Source organism: Streptomyces sp. Tue6028 (assembly GCF_002300165.1).
In the GTDB taxonomy this organism is placed as follows: domain Bacteria; phylum Actinomycetota; class Actinomycetes; order Streptomycetales; family Streptomycetaceae; genus Streptomyces; species Streptomyces siamensis.
In genome coordinates this window covers 51,743-72,439 of record NZ_MLCE01000035.1, presented here as the reverse complement: position 1 = coordinate 72,439, position 20,697 = coordinate 51,743, and the positions used below count along the sequence as shown (strand labels likewise).

At 71.0% G+C, this 20,697-nt stretch carries 19 protein-coding genes; 4 read left to right on the top strand and 15 right to left on the bottom strand.

Going from position 1 to position 20,697, the window contains the following annotated elements; all coding sequences use genetic code 11:
* The first annotated feature begins 28 nt into the window (after positions 1–28).
* From BKI49_RS32100 to BKI49_RS32085, 4 genes are read left to right on the top strand one after another with little or no spacing between them, the layout of a single operon-like run.
* Positions 29–1,000: an ABC transporter substrate-binding protein gene (locus BKI49_RS32100; RefSeq protein WP_095937805.1), complete on the top strand. Its 972-nt coding sequence runs from the start codon at positions 29–31 to the stop codon at positions 998–1,000.
* Positions 997–1,770 (top strand): ABC transporter permease, encoded by a 774-nt coding sequence (locus BKI49_RS32095; RefSeq protein WP_095937804.1) that lies wholly within the window; start codon positions 997–999, stop codon positions 1,768–1,770. Before BKI49_RS32100 ends, BKI49_RS32095 begins: the two co-directional genes overlap by 4 nt.
* Positions 1,767–2,585, top strand: a complete 819-nt coding sequence (locus tag BKI49_RS32090; protein WP_095937803.1) for an ABC transporter permease — start codon at positions 1,767–1,769, stop codon at positions 2,583–2,585. Before BKI49_RS32095 ends, BKI49_RS32090 begins: the two co-directional genes overlap by 4 nt.
* Before the next feature lie 20 nt (positions 2,586–2,605).
* Entirely contained in the window at positions 2,606–3,421 is an 816-nt protein-coding gene (locus BKI49_RS32085) for an ABC transporter ATP-binding protein (protein ID WP_095937802.1), read from the top strand.
* Here the strand turns inward: BKI49_RS32085 and BKI49_RS32080 are convergent.
* The 15 genes from BKI49_RS32080 to BKI49_RS32010 form a co-directional block, all read right to left on the bottom strand.
* Positions 3,393–5,540 (bottom strand): discoidin domain-containing protein, encoded by a 2,148-nt coding sequence (locus BKI49_RS32080; protein ID WP_257005041.1) that lies wholly within the window; start codon positions 5,538–5,540, stop codon positions 3,393–3,395. The genes BKI49_RS32085 and BKI49_RS32080 overlap by 29 nt on opposite strands.
* A gap of 82 nt (positions 5,541–5,622) precedes the next feature.
* Positions 5,623–7,233, bottom strand: coding sequence for a glycoside hydrolase family 13 protein (locus tag BKI49_RS32075; protein ID WP_095937800.1), 1,611 nt, complete (start codon positions 7,231–7,233; stop codon positions 5,623–5,625).
* A gap of 28 nt (positions 7,234–7,261) precedes the next feature.
* Positions 7,262–8,137: a carbohydrate ABC transporter permease gene (locus BKI49_RS32070; RefSeq protein WP_095937799.1), complete on the bottom strand. Its 876-nt coding sequence runs from the start codon at positions 8,135–8,137 to the stop codon at positions 7,262–7,264.
* Positions 8,134–9,105: a carbohydrate ABC transporter permease gene (locus tag BKI49_RS32065; RefSeq protein ID WP_095937798.1), complete on the bottom strand. Its 972-nt coding sequence runs from the start codon at positions 9,103–9,105 to the stop codon at positions 8,134–8,136. The genes BKI49_RS32070 and BKI49_RS32065 overlap by 4 nt, the downstream gene beginning before the upstream one ends.
* An 8-nt stretch (positions 9,106–9,113) precedes the next feature.
* Complete coding sequence (locus BKI49_RS32060) at positions 9,114–10,469, bottom strand: ABC transporter substrate-binding protein (protein WP_095937797.1); 1,356 nt, start codon at positions 10,467–10,469, stop codon at positions 9,114–9,116.
* A gap of 154 nt (positions 10,470–10,623) precedes the next feature.
* Complete coding sequence (locus tag BKI49_RS32055; RefSeq protein WP_179332652.1) at positions 10,624–11,622, bottom strand: LacI family DNA-binding transcriptional regulator; 999 nt, start codon at positions 11,620–11,622, stop codon at positions 10,624–10,626.
* Positions 11,623–11,730: 108 nt separating this feature from the next.
* Positions 11,731–12,420, bottom strand: coding sequence for a GntR family transcriptional regulator (locus tag BKI49_RS32050; protein ID WP_095937795.1), 690 nt, complete (start codon positions 12,418–12,420; stop codon positions 11,731–11,733).
* A 109-nt stretch (positions 12,421–12,529) separates the two neighbouring features.
* Positions 12,530–13,531, bottom strand: coding sequence for a proline racemase family protein (locus BKI49_RS32045; protein ID WP_095937794.1), 1,002 nt, complete (start codon positions 13,529–13,531; stop codon positions 12,530–12,532).
* Positions 13,532–13,553: 22 nt separating this feature from the next.
* The gene (locus BKI49_RS32040; protein WP_095937793.1) at positions 13,554–14,462 is read right to left on the bottom strand and encodes a dihydrodipicolinate synthase family protein; all 909 of its coding nucleotides are present in this window, start codon (positions 14,460–14,462) and stop codon (positions 13,554–13,556) included.
* A gap of 148 nt (positions 14,463–14,610) precedes the next feature.
* Entirely contained in the window at positions 14,611–16,224 is a 1,614-nt protein-coding gene (locus BKI49_RS32035) for an NAD(P)/FAD-dependent oxidoreductase (protein ID WP_095937792.1), read from the bottom strand.
* Positions 16,217–16,516: a (2Fe-2S)-binding protein gene (locus tag BKI49_RS32030; protein WP_095937791.1), complete on the bottom strand. Its 300-nt coding sequence runs from the start codon at positions 16,514–16,516 to the stop codon at positions 16,217–16,219. Before BKI49_RS32030 ends, BKI49_RS32035 begins: the two co-directional genes overlap by 8 nt.
* Positions 16,513–17,670: an NAD(P)/FAD-dependent oxidoreductase gene (locus tag BKI49_RS32025; RefSeq protein ID WP_095937790.1), complete on the bottom strand. Its 1,158-nt coding sequence runs from the start codon at positions 17,668–17,670 to the stop codon at positions 16,513–16,515. Before BKI49_RS32025 ends, BKI49_RS32030 begins: the two co-directional genes overlap by 4 nt.
* A gap of 76 nt (positions 17,671–17,746) precedes the next feature.
* Positions 17,747–18,562, bottom strand: a complete 816-nt coding sequence (locus tag BKI49_RS32020) for an ABC transporter permease (protein ID WP_095937789.1) — start codon at positions 18,560–18,562, stop codon at positions 17,747–17,749.
* 10 nt (positions 18,563–18,572) lie between these two features.
* Positions 18,573–19,463, bottom strand: a complete 891-nt coding sequence (locus tag BKI49_RS32015) for an ABC transporter permease (RefSeq protein ID WP_095937788.1) — start codon at positions 19,461–19,463, stop codon at positions 18,573–18,575.
* A 9-nt stretch (positions 19,464–19,472) separates the two neighbouring features.
* Entirely contained in the window at positions 19,473–20,672 is a 1,200-nt protein-coding gene (locus BKI49_RS32010; RefSeq protein WP_095937929.1) for an ABC transporter substrate-binding protein, read from the bottom strand.
* Between the last annotated feature and the right edge of the window lie 25 nt (positions 20,673–20,697).

The window sequence follows — 20,697 nt, the reverse complement described above, 5'->3', positions numbered from 1 at the left end:
GGAACACCTCGTCTGCACAGGAGGAGCCATGCGTCGTCTGCTTGCCGCGCTCGCGGCCGGAACCTTCCTGGTCGCCGCGTCGGCCTGCGGCTCGTCCGACGGCGGTGGCGCCTCGGACAAGAACGCCTCGTCCGGCGGCACCACGACCGTCAAGGTCGGCATCATCCCCATCGTCGACGTCGCACCGGTCTACCTCGGCCAGCAGAAGGGCTTCTACGCCAAGCGGGGCCTGAAGCTCTCCATGACGACGGCGCAGGGCGGCGCGGCCATCGTGCCGGGCGTCGTCTCCGGCCAGTTCCAGTTCGGCTTCAGCAACATGACGAGCCTGATGATCGCCCAGTCCAACAACGTGCCCGTGAAGGCCATCGCCAACGGGGTCGCCTCGACGGGCGTGGCGGGCAAGGACTTCGGCGCCATCACGGTGAAGAAGGGCAGCGCCATCAAGTCGGCGAAGGACCTCGAAGGCAAGAAGGTCGCCGTCAACACGCTGAAGAACATCAACGAGACGGCGGTGCGCGAGTCGGTGCGCAAGGCCGGCGGGGACCCGTCCGAGGTGAAGTTCGTCGAGCTCGCCTTCGACCAGATGCCCGCCGCCCTGGACAGCGGGCAGATCGACGCCGCGATGGTGGTCGAACCGGCGCTCGCCACGGTCAAGAGCCAGGGCGGCACGGAGATCGCCTCGTCCCTGGTCGACGTCGCGCAGAACCTCACCGTCGCCATGTACTTCACCTCGACGCAGTACGCGCAGAAGAACCCCGGCGTGGTGAAGAAGTTCCAGGAGGCCACGGCCGAGTCCCTGGCCTACGCCGACGCCCACCCGGACGAGGTCCGGCAGATCGTCACCACGTACACGAAGATCCCCGCCGCGGTGCTGGAGAAGGTGACGCTGCCCAAGTGGCCGGCCGAGGCGAACCGCGCCTCGATCGAGGCACTGGAGAAACTGGGCGCGCAGGACGGCCTGTTCAAGACGGAGCCCGACCTGGACAAGCTGCTGCCGTGAGGGGAGCGAACACCGCGCTGGGCACGGCCGGGCTCGCGGCGTTCCTCGCCCTGGGCGAGGCGGTGCCGCGGCTCGGCCTCGTCAAGGAGCAGTACTTCCCGCCGACGAGCCGGATCGCGGGCGCGCTGCGCGACGAGTTCGCCGAGACCGCCTTCTGGACCGCGCTCGGCGACACCCTCACCGGCTGGGCGCTCGGCCTGGCGATCGCGGTGAGTGCCGGGATCCTGGCAGGGGTGCTGATCTCGGTCGTGCCCCATCTGCGCGAGGCCACCGCCTCGACGGTCGAGTTCCTCCGTCCCATCCCCTCCGTCGCCCTGATCCCGCTGGCCGTCCTCCTGTACGGCACCGGTCTCCGCTCGGTCCTGCTCCTCGTGGTCTACGCGGCCTTCTGGCAGGTCCTCGTCCAGGTCCTGTACGGCGTCCAGGACGTCGACCCGGTCGCCGACGAGACGGCCCGCTCGTACGGGCTCGGCACCTGGGCGAGGGTGCGGCACGTGCTGTGGCCGACGGCTCTCCCCTACGTCATGACGGGCGTCCGGCTGGCCGCGGCGGTGGCGCTCATCCTCACCGTGACCGCCGAACTCGTCATCGGCGCACCGGGGCTGGGGGCCCGCATCGCGGTCGCGCAGACCTCGCAGGCGGTGCCCGAGATGTACGCGTTGATCGTGGTGACCGGTCTGCTCGGGCTGCTGATCAACGTGGGTGCCCGCACGGTGGAACGGCGGGCGCTGGCCTGGCACCAGTCGGTGCGCGGGGAGGTGACGGTGTGAGCGAGGTCCCCGTCGGCCGGACGCGGCCGGGAACCTGGCGCAGGGTCCTGCTCCGGCTGCTGTACGCCGTCGCCCTGCCCGTGCTCCTGGTCGTGCTCTGGTGGTTCGCGTCCGACGACAGCACCGACGTCTACTGGCCGCCGCTGCGCACCGTCCTGAAGACCTTCCCCGACGTCTGGACCGGCGAACGGCTCCGCGGCGACCTGCGGCCCAGCCTGCTGCGGCTGCTCGGCGGCTATACGGTGGCGGCCGTCGCCGGGGTGGCGCTCGGCACGCTCATCGGCTCCTATCGCCGGGTGCGGGCCGTGTGCGAACCGGTCCTGGAGTTCCTGCGGGCCATCCCGCCGCCCGTCCTCGTCCCGGTGATCATGCTGTTCGCGGGTATCGGCGACGGCATGAAGGTCACCGTGATCGCGAGCGGCTGCGTCTGGCCGATCCTGCTCAACACGGTCGAGGGCGTACGGGCGGTCGACTCCGTGATGGCGGAGACGGCACGTTCGTACGGCATCACGGGCGCCGCCGGGCTGCGCGCCCTGGTGCTGCCGGCGGCGAGCCCGCAGATCTTCGCCGGCCTGCGCCAGGCCTTGTCCATCGGGATCATCCTCATGGTGATCAGCGAGATGTTCGCGGCCAGCAACGGCCTCGGCTTCACCGTCGTCCAGTTCCAGCGCGGCTTCGCCATCCCCGACATGTGGACCGGGATCCTCGTCCTGGGCCTGCTCGGCTTCGTCCTCTCGGTCGTCTTCCAGCTGATCGAACGCCGGGTGCTCGGCTGGTACCACGGTCTGCGCGCGTCCTCCCGGCGGTCACCGTGATGCTCGCGAAAGGGCGGTCCATGCAGGAGCTTCTGGTCGTCTCCGGCCTGCGGAAGGTCTACGAGGGGCAGGGCCGCCGGGTGGAGGCGGTTCGCGATCTCACGTTCACCGTGGCGGCGGGCGAACTCGTCTGCCTGGTCGGCCCGTCGGGGTGCGGCAAGACCACGCTGCTGAAGTGCGTGGGCGGACTGCTGGCGCCGACGGCGGGCGAGGTGTCGCTGGCCGGCAGCCCGGTCTCGGGTCCGCCGCCCGGGATGGCGTTCGTGTTCCAGGAGTACGGGCGCAGCCTCTTCCCGTGGATGCGGGTCCGCGAGAACGTCGGGCTGCCCCTGAAACAGAAGGGGCTGAGCAAGCAGCGGCGCCGCGAACTGATCGCGGACGCACTGGAGTCGGTCGGGCTCTCGGACGCCGCGGGCGCCTATCCCTGGCAGTTGTCCGGTGGCATGCAGCAGCGCGTGGCCATCGCGCGCGCACTGGCCTACGAGCCGGACGTGCTGCTGATGGACGAGCCGTTCGCGGCGGTCGACGCGCAGACGCGCGCCGACCTGGAGGACCTGGTGCGCGGGCTGTGGCGGCAGCGCGGGATCACCGTCCTGTTCGTCACGCACGACATCGACGAGGCCGTCTATCTCGGGCAGCGGGTGCTGATCCTGTCCGGCTCCCCCACGGTCGTCCAGGAGCAGCTGAAGGTCGATCTGCCGGACGAGCGCGACCAGTTGCACACACGGGTCTCCCCGCGCTTCGCCGAACTGCGCACCCATGTGTACGAGCAGATCCAGGCGGCGAAGCGCGGGGAGCCCGACGGCCTCAGGAAAGATACGCCTCCACTTCACTGAGCTGGGCCGCGGGCCAGCCCGTGTTTGCGGTCACCTGGAGGCGCAGATACCGCAGGTTCGTGCCGGCGGGCAGCGTCACGGTGACCGTGTTGCCGGTCGCCGGGTCGAAGCGGTACGCCTTGGACGCCACGACCGTGGAGTACGCCGATCCGTCGGTGCTGCCCAGCACGGACAGGGTCTGCGTGCGGACCTGCCAGGCGGACGCGGGCGGCACCTTGAGGACGAGACGGCGGGTGGCGAACGCGGAGCCCAGGTCGGTCGTCCAGGACTGCGGGAAGGCGTTGTTGGTGGATTCCCAGTAGCTGTTCGCGTCGCCGTCGACGGCCTTCGCGGGCGTGTAGACGTCCTGCGAGCCGGTGGCGGTGGCCGGGCGTCCCTTGGCGAGATTGCGTGCCGGATCGGGGTCCGGGTTCCCGGTGCCGGGCTGGGGCCAGGTGGAGCAGTCGCTCCAGGTCGAGTCCCAGCCGGAGTTGCCGCCGCCGTCGGTCAGGGTGAAGGTGCCGGAGCCGGCCGGGTAGGGGCAGTTGTAGATGCCCGCCGAACCGACACCGGTGGCCTTGACGTTGCTGAATCTCGCGGCGCCCTGGGACTCCGCCTGGACGACCACCGTGCCGGTCCGGTCGACCGTGGCGCCGTCGACCCTGATGTTCTTCGTCGCGTATCCGCGCCCGCCGCCGGACACGAACTCGAAGGCGCTGTACGGGCTGTCGGTGATCGTCGTGCCGGTGATGTCGACGGTCGCCTCGATGGCGCTGTCGTAGGAGTCGACGCGCAGCGCACCCATCGGGTGGTTCCAGTTGGGGTTGATCGCACCCGTGCGGACGAGGGTGTTGCCGGAGACGGTGATGGTTCCGGCGAGCGGGGAGAACGGGTCGAGGAACTTCTGGTTGGAGATGGCGATGCCGCTGCCGAGGGCGTTGGTGTCGGAGACGAGGTTGTTCCTGACGGCGAGGTCGGTGCCGCCGTAGACGGCGATGCCGTTGGCGAGGTTCGGCTGGCTGATGGTGTTGTTCTCGAAGCTGCTGTCGGTGTCGGGGGCGTTGAGCGACCACATGGCGAGCGCGTCGTCGCCGTTGTTGCGCAGGAAGTTGTTGCGGACGCGGACTCCGCGCGCGTTGCCGTTGAGGTTGAGTCCGTCGGCGGTGGTGTCGAGGATGCGGTTGTTCTCGACGACGAGGTTGTCGTTGTTGCCGGTCAGCCAGAGGCCGACCTTGAGGTGCTGGAGCCACATCCCCGAGACGCTGGAGCCCGGTCCGAGCGAGCCGTTGACGAAGTTGTCCGGGTTGGAGTCCACGCGTTCGGTGACCTCGCCTATGACGGCGAAGTCCTTGAGGTGGACGCCGCCCGACGAGCTCGTCTGGTCGATGAAGCGCGAGGTGCGGACGACGGAGTACCAGCTGCCGGCGCCCTGGAGGGTGACGTTCTGGACGCCGCTCAGCGAGGACGTGATCCGGTAGTCGCCCGGCGGGATCCAGACGACGCCGCCGCGCGCCGCGGAGATCGCGTCCCGGAAGGCCTGGGTGGAGTCACCCTGGCCGCCGGGGTCCGCGCCCCTGTCGGTGACGGACACCGATCCCGCGGGCCTGGCGCCCGCCGCCGCGACCTGCTCGAAGTCGGCGACGTCCACGGTGACCTGGGTGGATGTCGCCTGGAAGGCGACCTTGTCGCCCGCCTGCACGTTCTGCCCGAGCAGCAGGCGCGCGTTGTCGAACAGGTGGTGCGTCCTGGCGCCCGCGATCCAGGGGGTGTCGACGTAGGAGTACTTGGAGGTGACGGGGAGCGTCCTGGCGATCTTCGTGCCGTTGACGTACACGTCCAGCGAGCCCGACTGGCCGTCGGGGACGCTGTAGGAGACGTTCACCGCGTTGGCGGCACGCGGCACGGTGAACTCGACGCGCCGGCCGGCGGTCAGCCGTACGGCCTGCCGTCCGGAGGCCTCCGAGGCCAGGGTGCCCTGGGTGTGGTCCGGGCCGATCCTCGTGCCCGTGGAGCTCACGGACTCGGCCTCCACGGAGGTGAAGGGCAGGTCGGCGCCCGCCGCCGCCACGGCGGAGTGGGCGGCGGTGGTGCCGAGCATGCCGGCGGCGAGCGCGACGGCGGCGGCGCAGGCCAGTGGCATGCGCCTGACAGTCCTCTTCCTGTGCATGTGCTGATCCCTTCGAGGTGGGGGTGCGGGGACAGCGGTGCGCCGTCCGGCGGCCTCAGGCGCGCAGCCAGGCCGCCGTGTCCTGCGGGAGCAGCCCGTCCGTGTCGAGCGGGCCGCTGCCCAGCAGCAGGCGGGTGTGCGGGGGGAGGGCGACGGGTCCGGCGGTGAGGTTCACGACGCAGAGCAGCCCGTCGGTGCGGGCGAAGGCGAGGACGCCGTCGGGTGCGGGAAGCCAGCTGAGCGGTCCGTCGCCGAATCCCGGTTCGCCGCGGCGGATGCGGAGCGCCGCGCGGTAGAGGCTCAGCATCGATCCGGGGTCCTCGGCCTGGCCGTCGGCCGCGTACGCGGGCCAGTCGGCGGGCTGCGGAAGCCACGGTTCGCCGCCGAACCCCGCGTGCGGTGCCCCGGCGGTCCAGGGCAGCGGCACCCGGCAGCCGTCCCGGCCCGGGTCGGTGCCCCCGGAGCGGAAGTGCATCGGGTCCTGGATGCTGGCCGTCGGCAGTTCCACCTCGGGCAGGCCGAGTTCCTCGCCCTGGTAGAGGTAGACGGAGCCGGGCAGGGCGAGCGAGAGCAGGGCCGCGGCCCGCGCCCGCCGGGTGCCGAGGGCGAGGTCGGTCGGGGTGCCGAAGGCCTTGGTGGCGAAGGCGAAGGCGGTGTCGGTGCGGCCGTAGCGGGTGACGGTGCGGGTCACGTCGTGGTTGCACAGCACCCAGGTGGCGGGCGCGCCGACCGGGGCGTGCTCGGCAAGGGTCTCGTCGATGGAGGTGCGCAGCCGTGCCGCGTCCCAGGGGCAGGACAGGAAGGAGAAGTTGAAGGCGGTGTGCAGTTCGTCGGGGCGCAGGTAGCGGGCGAAGCGCTCGGTGTCGGGCAGCCAGACCTCGCCGACGAAGATGCCGTCGTAGGCGTCGGCGACCGCGCGCCAGGAGCGGTAGATGCCGTGGAGTTCGTCGCGGTCGACGAACGGGTTCGGATCGCGGCCCTCGACGAAGTCGGGCAGCTCCGGGTCCTTGGCGAGCAGCGCGGCCGAGTCGATACGCACGCCCGCGACGCCCCGTTCGAACCAGAAGCGCAGGATCTCCTCGTGCTCCTGACGGACGGCGGGGTGCGCCCAGTTGAGGTCGGGCTGCTCGGGGGTGAACAGGTGGAGGTACCAGTCGCCGTCGGGGAGCCGGGTCCAGACGGGTTCGGAGGAGCCGGCGAACTGGGACGGCCAGTCGTTGGGCGGGATGTCGCCGTGTTCGCCGCGTCCGGGACGGAAGTGGAACAGCGCGCGTTCGGGGCTTCCGACGGGGGCGGCCCGGGCGGCCCGGAACCAGGGGTGCTGGTCGGAGACGTGGTTGGGCACGATGTCGACCAGGGTGCGGATGCCGAGTTCCCGTGCCTCGGCGATGAGCTTCTCCGCCTCGGCGAGCGTCCCGAAGGCGGGGTCGATGGCACGGTAGTCGGCGACGTCGTAGCCGCCGTCGGCCATCGGTGAGAGGTACCAGGGGTTGAACCACAGGGCGTCCACGCCGAGTTCGGCGAGGTACGGCAGTCTGGCGCGCACGCCCGCGAGGTCTCCGGTGCCGTCGCCGTCGCCGTCCGCGAAGCTGCGGACGTACACCTGGTAGATGACGGCGGAGCGCCACCAGTCGCTTCGCGTGCGGGCAGGGGAAGGCTGTCCCACGGTGAATGCCTTTCTGGAGGGGGTGTCGTCAGCCCTTCGTGCTGCCCGCGCTGATCCCGGCGATGATGTGCCGCTGGAACACCAGGAACATCGCGACCATGGGGATGCTCGCGATCACCATCGCGGCGATGAGGACGGTCAGCGGGATGTTCTGGGACAGCTGGACGAGTGCCACGCTGACGGGCTGTTTGTCGGTGTCGGAGAAGACCATCAGCGGCCACAGGAAGTCCTGCCAGACGGCGACCAGGGCGAAGATCGACACGACTCCCAGGACGGGACGGGACATCGGCAGCACGATCGACCACAGCGTGCGCAGCCGTCCGGCGCCGTCGATCTCGGCGGCCTCCAGGACGTCTCGCGGAATCTGGTCGAAGAAGCGCTTGAGCAGGTAGAGGTTGAAGGCGTTGGCCACGGCGGGCAGCCAGATGCCGAGCGGGTCGTTGAGCAGGCTGGTGTGGATCAGCGGCAGGTCCGCGACGGTCAGGTACTTCGGGACCACGAGCGCCTGCGCGGGGACCATCAGGGTGGCGAGGATGCCGCCGAGGATCACCCTGCCGAAGGCGGGCCGCAGTTTGGACAGGGCGTACGCCGCCGCCGTGCAGAACACGAGTTGCAGCAGCCAGGCCCCGGTGGCCTGCACCACCGTGTTCCACAGGTGGGTGGGCAGGTCCATCAGGTCCCAGGCGTCGGTGTAGCCGCTCAGGTGCCACGCGTGCGGTACGAGGGTCGGCGGGGTGCGCACCACCTCGTCCGGCGACTTCATGGCGCCGGTCACCATCCAGTACACGGGGAAGAGGAAGGCGAGCGCGAACAGCAGGACGACGCCCGTGAAGACGGTCCAGTAGACGGCCCGGCCGCGCGGACGGGCCAGGGTGAGCGGCGAGACCAGCGTACGAACGCTCATGCGTCCTCCCCGGTGGAGCGCGTCAGCCGCAGGTACACCGCGGAGAAGACGCTGAGCAGCAGAAGCAGCATGACGCTCAGGGCGCACGCCCCTCCGAAGTCGTTGTAGAGGAAGGCGTACTTGTAGATCAGGTAGAGCACCGTGACCGTCGCGTTCTCCGGGCCGCCGCCGGTGATCACGAACGGCTCGGTGAAGACCTGCATGGTCGCGATGATCTGAAGGAGCATCAGCATGAGGATGACGAACCGGGTCTGCGGGATCGTCACATGGCGCACCCGCTGCCAGATGTTCGCGCCGTCCAGTTCGGCCGCCTCGTACAGCTCGCCGGGGATGCTCTGGAGCGCGGCGAGATAGATGAGGACGGTGCCACCGAGGTTGGCCCAGGTGGCGACGATCACCAGCGAGACGAGGGCGGTGTCGGCGCCGTTGGACCAGTTCGAGGTGGGCAGGTGCGCGAACCGCAGCGCCGCGTTGGCGAGGCCGGCCCCGGGGTCGTAGAACCACTTCCACAACAGTGCGCTGACCACCGGCGGGATCATCACCGGCAGATAGACGACGACTCGGAAGAAGGCCTTCGCGTGCCGCAGTTCGTTGAGCACGAGCGCCATCAGGAAGGGGACGGCGAAGCCGATGAGCAGAGCGAGCAGGGTGAAGGTCAGGGTGTTGCGCCAGGCCGCGCTGAACTCGGGGTCGTGGAAGACCCGCGTGAAGTTGGCGGCACCGACCCATTCGCCGCCGGAACCCGGCGTGTACTTCTGGAAGGCGATCACCACCGCACGGATCGCCGGGTACCAGGAGAACAGGGCGAAGCAGAGCAGTCCGCCGATCAGGAAGGCGTAGGCCCGGGACTGTTCGGCCAGGCGCCGGCGCCACGGTCCCCCGGGCCGGCGCCCGGCCCGGCGCGGCTCCCCCTCCGGCGCGCCGAGCACGGCCGGAGGGGGTGCCGCGGGCTTCGATGCGGTCTTCATGGACGCGGTCAGCCCCGGGCCAGGATGGAGTCGATCTTGCCGGAGGCGTCCTTCAGCAGCTGGTCGACGTCGGCGTCCTTCTTGGTGAGGACCGCGGAGACGGCGCCGTCGAGGACGGAGTAGATCTGCTGGGCCTGCGGCGGCTCGATCTTCATCTGGAGGCTCTGGTTGCCGTCGAGGAAGGCCTGGTAGTTCTCGACGGGGACGTTGGCGTTGGCCTTCTTGACCTCCTGGTCCTTCGCGTCGGCGGCGCCGGTGAACAGGCGCGGCTCGGGCAGACCCACGGGCGCGTCGTTCTGCTTGGCGCGGGCGTAGTCGCCGAGGAAGCCCTTGCCGGGGGTCAGGAACATGTGGTCGAGCCACTTCAGGCCGGCCCTGATCTGCGCCGGGGTGTCCTTCTTGTTGAACATGTAGCCGTCGCCGCCGATGAGCGTGCCCTTGCCGCCCGGCATCGGGGCGAGCGCCAGGTCCTTGTAGTTGCCGCCCTTCTCCTTCACCAGGATCGGGATGTTGTCCGGGGCGGAGAGGTACATGCCGAGCTTTCCGGAGCCCATCATCTGCTGCACGTCGTTGATGACGAGGAGCTGCTTGCTGCCCATGGAGTTGTCGCTCCAGCGCATGTCCTTGAGGTTCTGCAGGACGGCCTTGCCCTCGGGGGTGTCGATGTTCGCCTTCTTGCCGTCGGCGCTCACCACGTCACCGCCCTGCGAGTAGAGCTCGGCGGTGAAGTGCCAGCCTCCCTGGTTCTGCGCGCTGTAGTCGGCGTAGCCGACGGTGCCCTTGCCGAGCGCGGCTATCTTCTTGGCGTCGGCGCGCAGCTCCTCCCAGGTCGCCGGGGGCTTCTCGGGGTCGAGGCCCGCCTGCGCGAAGAGCTTCTTGTTGTAGATGAGGCCCATCGAGTAGCCGGTGCGGGGAACGCCGTAGATCTTGCCGTCGACGGTGTAGATGTCACGCAGCTGCTGCTGGATGGTGCTGTAGCTCTTGAGCTCCTTGACGTAACTGGTGATGTCGGCGGCCTGGTTGACGTCGACCACGTGCTTCGCGTCGGTGAAGTACGTGTAGAACACGTCCTCCATCTGGCCGCCGGCGAGCTTGGCGTCGAACGTCTTGGGGTCCTGGCACGGGAACGCGTCGTGCGTGACGACGTCGATGTCCGGGTTGGCCTTCTCGAACGCCTTGACGTCGGCCTCGAAGAACGAACGGTCGACCTTGGCGCTCTTGGGAGGCATGCAGTTGACCGTGATGCGGGTCTTGCCACCCGCGGATCCGTCGTCGTCGCTTGAGCCGCACGCCGTGATCGCGGTCAGGGCGAGGGCGGAGGCCATGAGCGTGGTGCTGGTGCGGCGGAACCCGGGACTTCTCATCGGTGGACCCCTCTTGGGCAGGCGCAGGGAAGGCCCACGGCGCCGCACCCGAGTGGTGCGGCGTCCGTGTCTGGCGCCGCACACTCAAGCACCACCGACATTGCGACGCAAGATCTCGCGCAGAATCTGTAATTATTCGACAGTCACCCGGCTCTCAGTGGCGGGGTACTTGCGCGGTGGACCCTCGCACCACCAACTCCGGCTCGAACAGCAGCTCTTCGGGAGTGACGCTGGTCCCGCCGATCTGCGCGTTCAGCAGTTCCACGGCCGCCCTGCCCATCGCCTCGATGGGCTGGCGGACGGTGGTCAGCGGCGGCTCGGTGCAGTTCATGAGCGCGGAGTCGTCGTAGCCGACGACGGACACCTGCGCCGGCACGTCGAGCCCCTTGCGCCGGGCGGCCCTGACGACACCGAGCGCGAGCGGGTCGCTGGCGCAGATGAAACCGGTGATCCCGCGGTCGATGAGCCGGGAGGCCGCCGCGTGCCCGCCCTCGATCGAGAACATGGCGCGGGCGATGTGCTCGTCGGGCAGATCGGGGGCGAGTGCCCGCGCCGCCGCCAGCTTGCGGCCCGAGGGGATGTGGTCGGCGGGTCCGAGCACGAGGCCGATCCGCTCGTGTCCGAGCGAGACGAGGTGCCGCCAGGCCTGTTCGACCGCCACGGCGTCGTCGCAGGACACGCCGGGGAAGCCGAGGTGCTCGATGGCGGCGTTGACCAGCACCACCGGGATGTTGCGGTCCGCGAGCTGCCGGTAGTGGTCGTGCGGGGCGTCGGCCTGCGCGTACAGCCCGCCGGCGAACACCACGCCGGAGACCTGCTGCTGGAGCAGCAGGTCCACGTAGTCCGCCTCGGAGACCCCGCCCTTGGTCTGCGTGCACAGCACCGGGGTGAGACCCAGCTGCGCGAGTGCCCCGCCGATCACCTCGGCGAACGCCGGGAAGATCGGGTTCTGGAGCTCGGGCAGGACCAGGCCGACGAGCCGGGCACGCTCGCCGCGCAGTTGGGTGGGCCGCTCGTAGCCGAGGACGTCCAGCGCGGACAGCACCGCCTGCCGGGTGGCCTCGGACACCCCGGGTTTGCCATTGAGGACCCGGCTGACCGTGGCCTCACTGACCCCGACCTTCTTCGCCACCTGAGCAAGTCGTCGCGTCATGCGCGCAAGAATAGCGCAAGAAATGCAAACGGTTTGCGTGGAGAGGGCGGATGCCGGTCCGCCGCGGTCTCCTCGGCTCCGGGCCGCCGACGGGGGCGGGCGACCGGCTCAGTGAGCCGCCCACAGCCCGCGGACGTGACCGAGGTGACGTGTCATCACCTCGCGCACGGCGGCCTCGTCACGGGCGAGCAGTGCGTCGAGGAGCTCCAGATGCTCCTGAGCGGACGCCTCCAGACGACCGCTCTCGGCCAGGGCGTTCAGGCCGTAGAGCCGGGAGCGTTTGCGCAGGTCGCCGACGACCTCGACCAGATGGGCATTGCCGGCGAGGGCCAGCAGGCCCAGATGGAACCGGGTGTCCGCCTCCACGTAGGCGATGAGGTCGCCGGCCGCCGCCGCGGTCACGATCTCCCGGGCGGCCGGGCGCAGGGCGTCCAGCGACACCGGGTCGGCGGTGGCGGCCAGCCCCACCGTGGTGGGGATCTCGACGAGCGAGCGGATGTGGGTGTACTCGTCGAGCTGCCGCTCGGAGACCACGGTGACCCGGAACCCCTTGTTGGGCACCGTGTCGACCAGGCCCTCCTTGGCGAGATCGAGCATCGCCTCCCGCACCGGCGTCGCCGACACCCCGAAGCGGGCGGCCAGCGTGGGCGCCGAGTAGACCTCCCCGGCGCGCAGTTCACCGGCGATCAGCGCGGCCCGTAGCGCGTCGGCGACGCGCTCGCGGTAGCTGTTCCGCTTCCCGCCGAGCGTGGGCAGGACGGGAGCGGCGGAGGGTGCGCTGCTGCGCCGGTCGGCCATGGGTTCTCCTCGTACGGGCCGAGCGTCCTCCGCCGGCTGGTGCCATGTCACGTACTACGGCCCCCAGTATCTACGCGGCGGCGGGCGCCGCGGCGGCGAGGGGCCCGGTTCACAGGACGAAGCCCGCCGGGAAGGGGTCGGTGGGGTCGAGCAGGTACTGGGCCGTGCCCGTGATCCAGGCACGGCCCGTGAAGCTCGGCAGCACCGCGGGAATCCCGGCGACCTCGGTCGTGGCGAGCAGCCGTCCGGTGAAGCTGGTCCCGATGAAGGACTCGTTCACGAACTCGGTGTGCAGCGGGAGTTCGCCGCGGGCGTGCAGCTGGGCCATGCGCGCGCTGGTCCCCGTGCCGCAGGGCGAGCGGTCGAACCAGCCGGGGTGGATCGCCATCGCGTGCCGCGAGTGACGGGCGGTGGCTCCGGGCGCGTACAGATGGACGTGGTGGCAGCCCCGGATGGACGGATCCTCGGGGTGCACGGGTTCGCCCTCGGCGTTGATGGCGTCCATGAGCGACAGGCCCGCCTTCAGGATGTCGTCCTTGCGCGACCGGTCGAAGGGCAGCCCGAACTGCTCCAGCGGCAGGATCGCGTAGAAGTTGCCGCCGTACGCGAGGTCGTAGGTCACCGTGCGGCCGTCGGCGAGCGTGGCCTTGCGGTCGAGGCCGACGGAGAACGACGGCACGTTCCTGAGCGTGACCGCGCGGGCCGCGCCGTCCTCGACCGCCACCTCGGCCACGACGAGGCCCGCCGGCGTGTCGAGCCGGATGGTCGTGACCGGTTCGACGACCTCGACCATGCCGGTCTCCACGAGCACGGTGGCCACCCCGATGGTGCCGTGCCCGCACATCGGGAGGTAGCCCGAGACCTCGATGTAGATCACGCCGTAGTCGCAGTCGGGACGGGTCGGCGGCTGGAGGACGGCCCCGCTCATCGCCGAGTGGCCCCGCGGTTCGTTCATCAGGAGCTGTTTGACGTCGTCGCGGTGTTCGCGGAAGTACAGCCGCCGCTCGTTCATGGTGGCGCCCGGGATCGCGCCGATCCCTCCGGTGATCACCCGGGTGGGCATGCCCTCGGTGTGCGAGTCGACGGCGTGCAGGACGAGTGTGCTGCGCATGGCTCTCCTGGGGGTCGGGGGCTCAGCCGTGGGCGCGGACGAGTCCGGCGGCGACGGCCTGCTCGGTGGCGGAGCGCACGGCGGCCTCCTGCTCGGGCAGCAGCGGGACGCGCGGCGGACGGACCGGGCCGCCGTGGCGGCCGACGACGTCCATCGACAGTTTGATCGCCTGCACGAACTCGACCTGGGAGTCCCAGCGCAGCAGCGGGTGCAGCAGGCGGTAGAGCCGGCCCGCGGTGTCGAGGTCGCCGTCGACGGCGGCGCGGTAGAGCTCGACACTCGCCGCGGGCAGCGCGTTCGGGTAGCCGGCCACCCAGCCCTTCGCCCCGGCGACGGCGAGCTCCAGCAGGACGTCGTCGGCCCCGACCAGCAGATCGAGTTCCGGGGCGAGTTCGGCGATCCGGTAGGCGCGCCGCACGTCTCCGGAGAACTCCTTGACGCCCTGGACGAATCCGGCGGCGTGCAGCTTGGCGAGCAGTTCGGGCACCAGGTCGACCTTGGTGTCGATCGGGTTGTTGTACGCGACGATCGGCAGGCCCGCCCCGGCGACCGCCTCGTAGTGGGCGAGGACGGACCGCTCGTCGGCGCGGTAGGCGTTCGGCGGCAGCAGCATCACGGCCCGGCAGCCGGCGTCCTTGGCCTGCTCGGCCCAGCGGCGTGCCTCGGCGGAGCCGTAGGCGGCGACGCCGGGCATCACGCGCTCGCCGCCGATCGCCGCGACGGCGGTCTCGACGACCTTGGCGCGCTCCTCGGGCGTGAGCACCTGGTACTCCCCGAGCGAGCCGTTCGGTACGACGCCGTCGCAGCCGTTCTCGACGAGCCAGGCGCAGTGGTCGGCGAACTTCGCGTAGTTCACGGAAAGGTCGTCGTTCAGCGGGAGCGCGGTGGCGACCAGGACTCCGCGCCAGGGACGGTTCTCGGTGGAGGTCATGAACAGGTCCTCTCTCGGTACGGTGTGACATTTCACTGACTCTCGGCGCGTCGGTCGCCCGCCGGCCGTCCTCCTGGGCACCCGCGGGCGGCGGAGCGCCGCACGAAGCCGGCCCTCGGGCGGCTGACCCGCCCGGGCCGACGGCGGCTCACCCGCCCTGGCCCACCCCCGGCTCGCCGCCGTGGGCTTCCCGTGGCTCACCACCTCGGTCCTCCCGTGGCTCACCGCCGTGGGCATCTTGGGGCTCGCCACCTCGGTCCTCCCGTGGCTCGCCGCCGTGGGCCTCTTGGGGCTCGCCACCTCGGTCCTCCCGTGGCTCACCGCCGAGGACCTCTTGCGGCTCACCGCCGCGGTCCACCCGTGGCTCACCACCGAGGACCTCTTGCGGCTCACCCGCCCGGGCGAGCACTCCGAGCGGCACCGGCCGGGCCAACAGCCGCCGCGCGGGGGTCTGTTCGCACCCGGCTAGTCCCGCGACTGCGGGTTCGCACATCCGGCCCTGGCACCAGCCCATCCCGGCGCGGGTGAGCAGCTTCACCGTCCGGACGTCACCCGCGCCGAGTTCCGCGACGGCCGTGCGGATCTCCCCGGCCGAGACCTCCTCGCAGCGGCACACGACGGTGTCGTCGGTGACCTGGTCCGTCCAGTGCGCCGAGGGCGTGTACAGGGTGTCGAGCAGCGCGGAGAACGCCCGCAGGCGCCTGCGGGACTTCGCCGCCGGGGCCCACTCCCGCGGGTCGGGCGCCCGGCCGGTCAGCCGGGCGGCGATCGAGCGGCCCGCGATGTGTCCCTCGGCGAGGGCCAGCGCCGAGCCACCGACACCGGTGGTCTCGCCGGCCGCCCACACGCCCGGCACATCGGTGCGCTGCTCGTCGTCGGCGTACACCCGCAGTCCCTCGACGCGGCAGCCGAGCGACTCGGCGAGGTCGGTGTGCGCCAGCATGCCGTGCCCGACGGCCAGCGTGTCGCACGGGATGCGCCGTTCGGTGCCGGCCTCGACCCGTCCCTCGCCGTCGAGCGCGGCGACGGTCACGGCCTCGACCCGCCGCTCGCCGTGGGCCGCCACCACGGTGTGCCGGGGCATGAGCGCGACACGGTGCCGCAGGAGGCGGGCGGTGTACCCGGCGGCTTCGGCGACCTTGCCCGGCAGGGCCGCCAGCGCCCCGGCCCGGCGCGCGAACGCCCTGGGGTCGGCGGACTCGACGAGCGCGGCCACCTCGACGCCCGCCGCGGCCAGTCCGGTCGCCACGGGCAGCAGCAGCGGACCCGTCCCGGCGACGACGGCGGTCCGTCCCGGGACCACGAGTCCCTCCTTGAGCATCGCCTGCGCCCCGCCCGCGGTGACCACCCCGGGAAGCGTCCAGCCCGGGAAGGGCAGGACCTTCTCGTATCCGCCGGTGGCGAGGAGCACGGCGTCGGCCCGTACGGACTCGGACTCCCGCTGGTCGGGGCCGAGCAGGGCCTGCACGACGAAGTCGTCGGACCGCCGTTCCACGCACCACACATGACGGTCCGGCAGGTGCTCGACGGAGTCCGCCGCGGCGAGCCCGTCGCGCAGCCTCTCCCAGGTGTGCCACGCGTGGTGCAGCGCCTGGGGCCGCAGCGCGCCCAGCGCGGCCGCGGGCCGGCGGTAGAACTGTCCGCCCACCCGTGCCGCCGAGTCGACCAGGGTGACATGGATGCCGCGGGAGGTCGCGGCCAGGGAGGCGGCGAGGCCCGCCGGGCCGGCGCCGACGACGGCGAGGCGAGGGCGGTCAGTCATCGTGGCCCGTGCCCTCCTGCGTACGGATCTCGTCGCCGGGGCGCACCGGGACCAGGCAGGCCCGCTGGTTGGGGCGGCCGTTGACGGTGACGAGGCAGTCGAAGCAGACGCCGATGCCGCAGAAGACGCCGCGCGGACGGCCCGCGCCGCGTGTGCTGCGCCAGGACGTGACGCCCGCCGCCCACAGGGTGGCGGCCACGGTCCGGCCGGGCAGCGCCTCGATCTCCCGGCCGTCGAGGGTGACGGTGAAGGCGGGGCCGGGCCGGGCCCCGGCCCGTCGCAGCGGATTCACACGGCCTCCTCGGGAAAGCGGTCGGGGCGGAACGGGGTGAGGTCGAGGCCGGGTGTCGTGCCGGTCAGGACCTGCGCGATCAACTGCCCGGTGCCTGTGGCGAGTCCGATGCCCGCGCCCTCGTGCCCGCAGGCGTGCAGCAGTCCGGGGACCCGGAGGTCGGGGCCGATCGCGGGCAGGTGGTCCGGCAGGTACGGCCTGAAGCCCAGGTACGTCCGCAGCGCGCGCACCTCCGACAGGAAAGGGAAGAGCCGGGTCGCGCCCTCGGCCAGTGCCCGGACGACCGGCAGCGAGAACGAGCGCTCGAATCCGACCCGTTCGCGGCTCGCCCCGATCAGGACCGGCCCCGCCGCCGTCCCCTCGACGACGGGCGAGGTCTGGAGGGCCGCCGAGTCGCTGGCCACGTCGGCGACGTAGTCGGCCGCGTACACCTTGTGGCGCACCCGGCGCGGCAACGGCTCGGTGACGAGGACGAATCCGCGGCGGGGCAGCACGGGCAGCGGGGCGCCCGCGAGACCGGCCACGTCCGCACCCCAGGTCCCGGCCGCGTTCACGACGGCCGGGGCGTGGATGTCGCCCCGGTCGGTCCGTACGCCGCGGACCGGTCCGGCCGGCGCGCGCAGCACCGCGGTCACGGTCCGCCCGGTGAGCAGTCGCGCTCCCGAGGCGCGCAGGAGGTGGGCGGCGGCCAGGGCAGGCATCACCTGGGAGTCCTGCGGGTAGTGCACGGCGCCCGCCAGGTCCGGGGCCAGGTACGGCTCCAGGTCGTGGAGCCGGTCCGCCGCGACCGGGTCCGCCGTGACCCCGGCCGCCCGCTGGCCGTCCGCGAAGGCCTCCAGGGCGGCCAGTTCCCGGGGCGTGGCGGCCACCACCACGCCACCCTTGGCCTCGTACTCGATCGCCGGTCCGAGTCCGTCCTCCGCGGCGAGCTCGGACCACAACCGCCCGGACAGCAGGGCGAGATCGAGTTCGGGTCCGGGCTCCTTGTCGGAGACCAGCAGGTTGCCCTCGCCGGCGCCGGTCGTGCCGCCGGTCACCGCGCCGCGGTCCACCACGGTGACGTCGAGGCCCGCGCGGGCCGCGTACAGCGCACAGGCCGCGCCGACCATTCCGGCTCCGACAACCACGACATCGCAGGTAAATGGCTTGGCCACGCCAGTACTATGTCACATACTTCTGTGCGCGCACAGGGTGCCGTGGGGAGGATCCCACGGCACCCCCACGGCACCGTCAGATCCTGCTCCCGGTCGCCGTGTCGGCCGACAGCCGCTGCGCCGCGTAGATCGGGATCACCGAGAGCAGGACGAGGACCGCCGCCACGACGTTGACGACCGGGGCCTGCTGAGGCCGTGTCATGTTGTTGAAGATCCAGATCGGCAGGGTCTCGATGCCGGGTCCGGCGGTGAACGTCGTCACCACGATCTCGTCGAAGGAGAGCGCGAAGGCGAGCATTCCGCCCGCGAGCAGGGCGGAGCGCACCAGCGGGAAGGTGACGTCCACGAAGGCCCGGAAGGTGTTCGCGCCGAGGTCCATGGCGGCTTCCTCGTACGATCCCGCGGTGCGCCGCAGCCTGGCCACCACGTTGTTGAAGACGACCACGATGCAGAAGGTGGCGTGTCCGACGATCACGGTGAACATGCCGAGGCCGACACCGAGCGGTTCGAGCACCGTGCCGAAGGCCGAGTTGAGCGCGATGCCGGTGACGATGCCGGGCAGCGCGATCGGCAGGACGACCACGAAGGAGATCGCGTCGCGGCCGAAGAACCGGTGCCGGGCCACCGCGAAGGCGATCAGCGTGCCGAGCACCAGGGCGATGGCCGTGGCACCGAGACCCGCCTTCACCGAGACCCACAGTGCCGCGCGGGCGCCCTCGTTCTGCCAGGCGGTCGACCACCAGTGGGTGGTGAGGCCGGGCGGGGGCCAGCTCGCGCTGCGGTCCGGGTTGAAGGAGTTGACCAGGACGAGCGCGAGCGGCACGTAGATGATCGCGAAGCCGAGCCCGGCGGCGACGCGCAGCGCGATGCGCGCGGGACGGGAGAGTTGCACTGCGGGCTCCTCAGAGGCTGCTCAGGGCGCCCGTGCGACGCATCGCGAGCAGGTACACCACGATGACCACGACGGGGACCGTGCCGAGCGCGGCGGCCATGGGCAGGTTCAGTTCGATGTTGGAGTAGACGAGGTTGCCGATGAGCTGGGTCTTGCCGCCGACGATCTGCACGGTGATGTAGTCGCCGAGGCTGAGGGAGAAGGTGAAGACCGAGCCCGCGGCCACGGACGGCAGCACCATCGGCAGCACCACCGAGCGGAAGGTGCGCGCGGGGCGCCCGCCCAGGTCCGCCGACGCGTCGAGCAGGTTGTCGGGCAGCTGCTCCAGCGCCGTGTGGATCGGCAGGATCATGTACGGCAGCCACAGGTAGGTCAGTGCGATGACCGCCGCGGGAAGTCCGAAGCCGGGTCCGCTCAGCCCGAACGGCTCCAGCATCCAGTCGGCGAGTCCGCCCTGGGAGAGGATCAGCCGCCAGGCGTACACCTTGACGAGGTAACTCGCCCACAGCGGCGTGAGGATGGCGACGACGAGCAGCGGACGCCACGTGGGCCTGGCGATCCGGGCCGTGAAGAAGGCGACCGGGAAGGCGATCAGCGCGCACAGGGCGGTGACCGCGAGGGCGACGCCGATGCTGCGCAGGATCACCTGCCGGAAGACCGGCGTGGTGAACAGCTCGTGGAAGTTGTCGGTCGACCAGACCTTCACGACCTCGGAGGTGAAGGAGTCGGTCGTCCAGAACGCCGAGACGAACAGCACCGCCAGCGAGCCGAGGTAGAGCACGGCGAGCCAGAGCAGGGGCGCGGTCAGGAGCAGGGACAGCCTGAGCCGCGGCCGGCGGTGCAGGGTCCCGGCGAGCCGCCGGACGGGGGACCGTCCGGCGGCCTGCGCGGTGGAGGTCATGGGTGTCTCTCAGCCCTTGATCTCGGTCCAGGCCTGGACCCACTTCGCGTACGGGACGCACTTGACGTCGGTGCGGCCGTCGAGGCACTGCTCGATGGGCGTGTTCCAGAAGGCGATGTTCTTCCAGTAGCCCTCGTCGGCGGCGTGGAAGGTGTCGCAGAACGACTTGTCGCTGGTCTCGGCGCACGCCTCGGTGTTGGCCGGGGCCTCGCCGAAGTACTCGGCGACCTGGGCGTTCACCTTCGGCGAGATGATCCAGTCCATCCACTTGTAGGCGCAGTTGGGGTGCTTGGCCTTGGCGGAGAGCATCCAGGTGTCGGACCAGCCCGTGGAGCCCTCCTTGGGCACGAAGGCCTTGACCTTCGCGCCCTCGTCCTGCGTGAGGTTGGCGATGACCTGCCAGGTCGTGCCGATCACGGAGTCGCCGCTCTTGAACGCGGAGATCTCCTTGAGGTAGTCGCTCCAGTACTCCCCCACGTTCGCGCTCTGCTTCTTCAGCAGGTCGACGGCCGCGTCGAACTGCTTCTGGTCGAGGGCGTACGGATCCTTGATCTTCAGTTCGGGCCGGGCCGACTTCAGGTACAGCGCCGCGTCGGCGATGTAGATGGGCGAGTCGTACGCGGTCACGTGGCCCTTGTGGGCGGCGGCGTCGTCGAAGACGGCGGACCAGGAGGTGGGGGCGGGGGTGACCTTCTCGGTGTTGTACATCAGGAGGTTGGCGCCCCGGCCGTGCGGGATGCCGTACATCTGGCCGTCGACGGAGTTCCAGCCGCCGTTCTTCAGGCCGCTGAACACGTTCTTGTAGTTCGGCACGAGGCCGGTGTTGACCGGGGCCGCGTCGCCGGAGGCGATGAGACGCAGCGAGGCGTCGCCGGAGGCGGAGACGGCGTCGTACTGGCCGGTCTTCATCAGCTTGACCATCTCGTCGGAGCTGGCCGCGACCTTGGAGTTGACCTGGCAGCCGGTCTGCTTCTCGAAGTCGCTCACCCAGTCGACCTTCGGGTCGTTGGAGCCGTCCTCGACGTAGCCGGCCCAGGCGATCAGGTTGACCTGCCCCTCGGTCTTGCCGAGCTTCGACTGCGCCTTCAGGTCGGGCGGGTTGAGTCCGGTGGACGAGGAGGAGCCGCCCGAGTCGGACGACCCGCAGGCGGTGGCCGCGAGGAGCACCGCGACGGCGGCGGCTGCTGGAAGGGTTCGGGTGAGGCGCACGACGTACTCCATACGTGACGGGGAC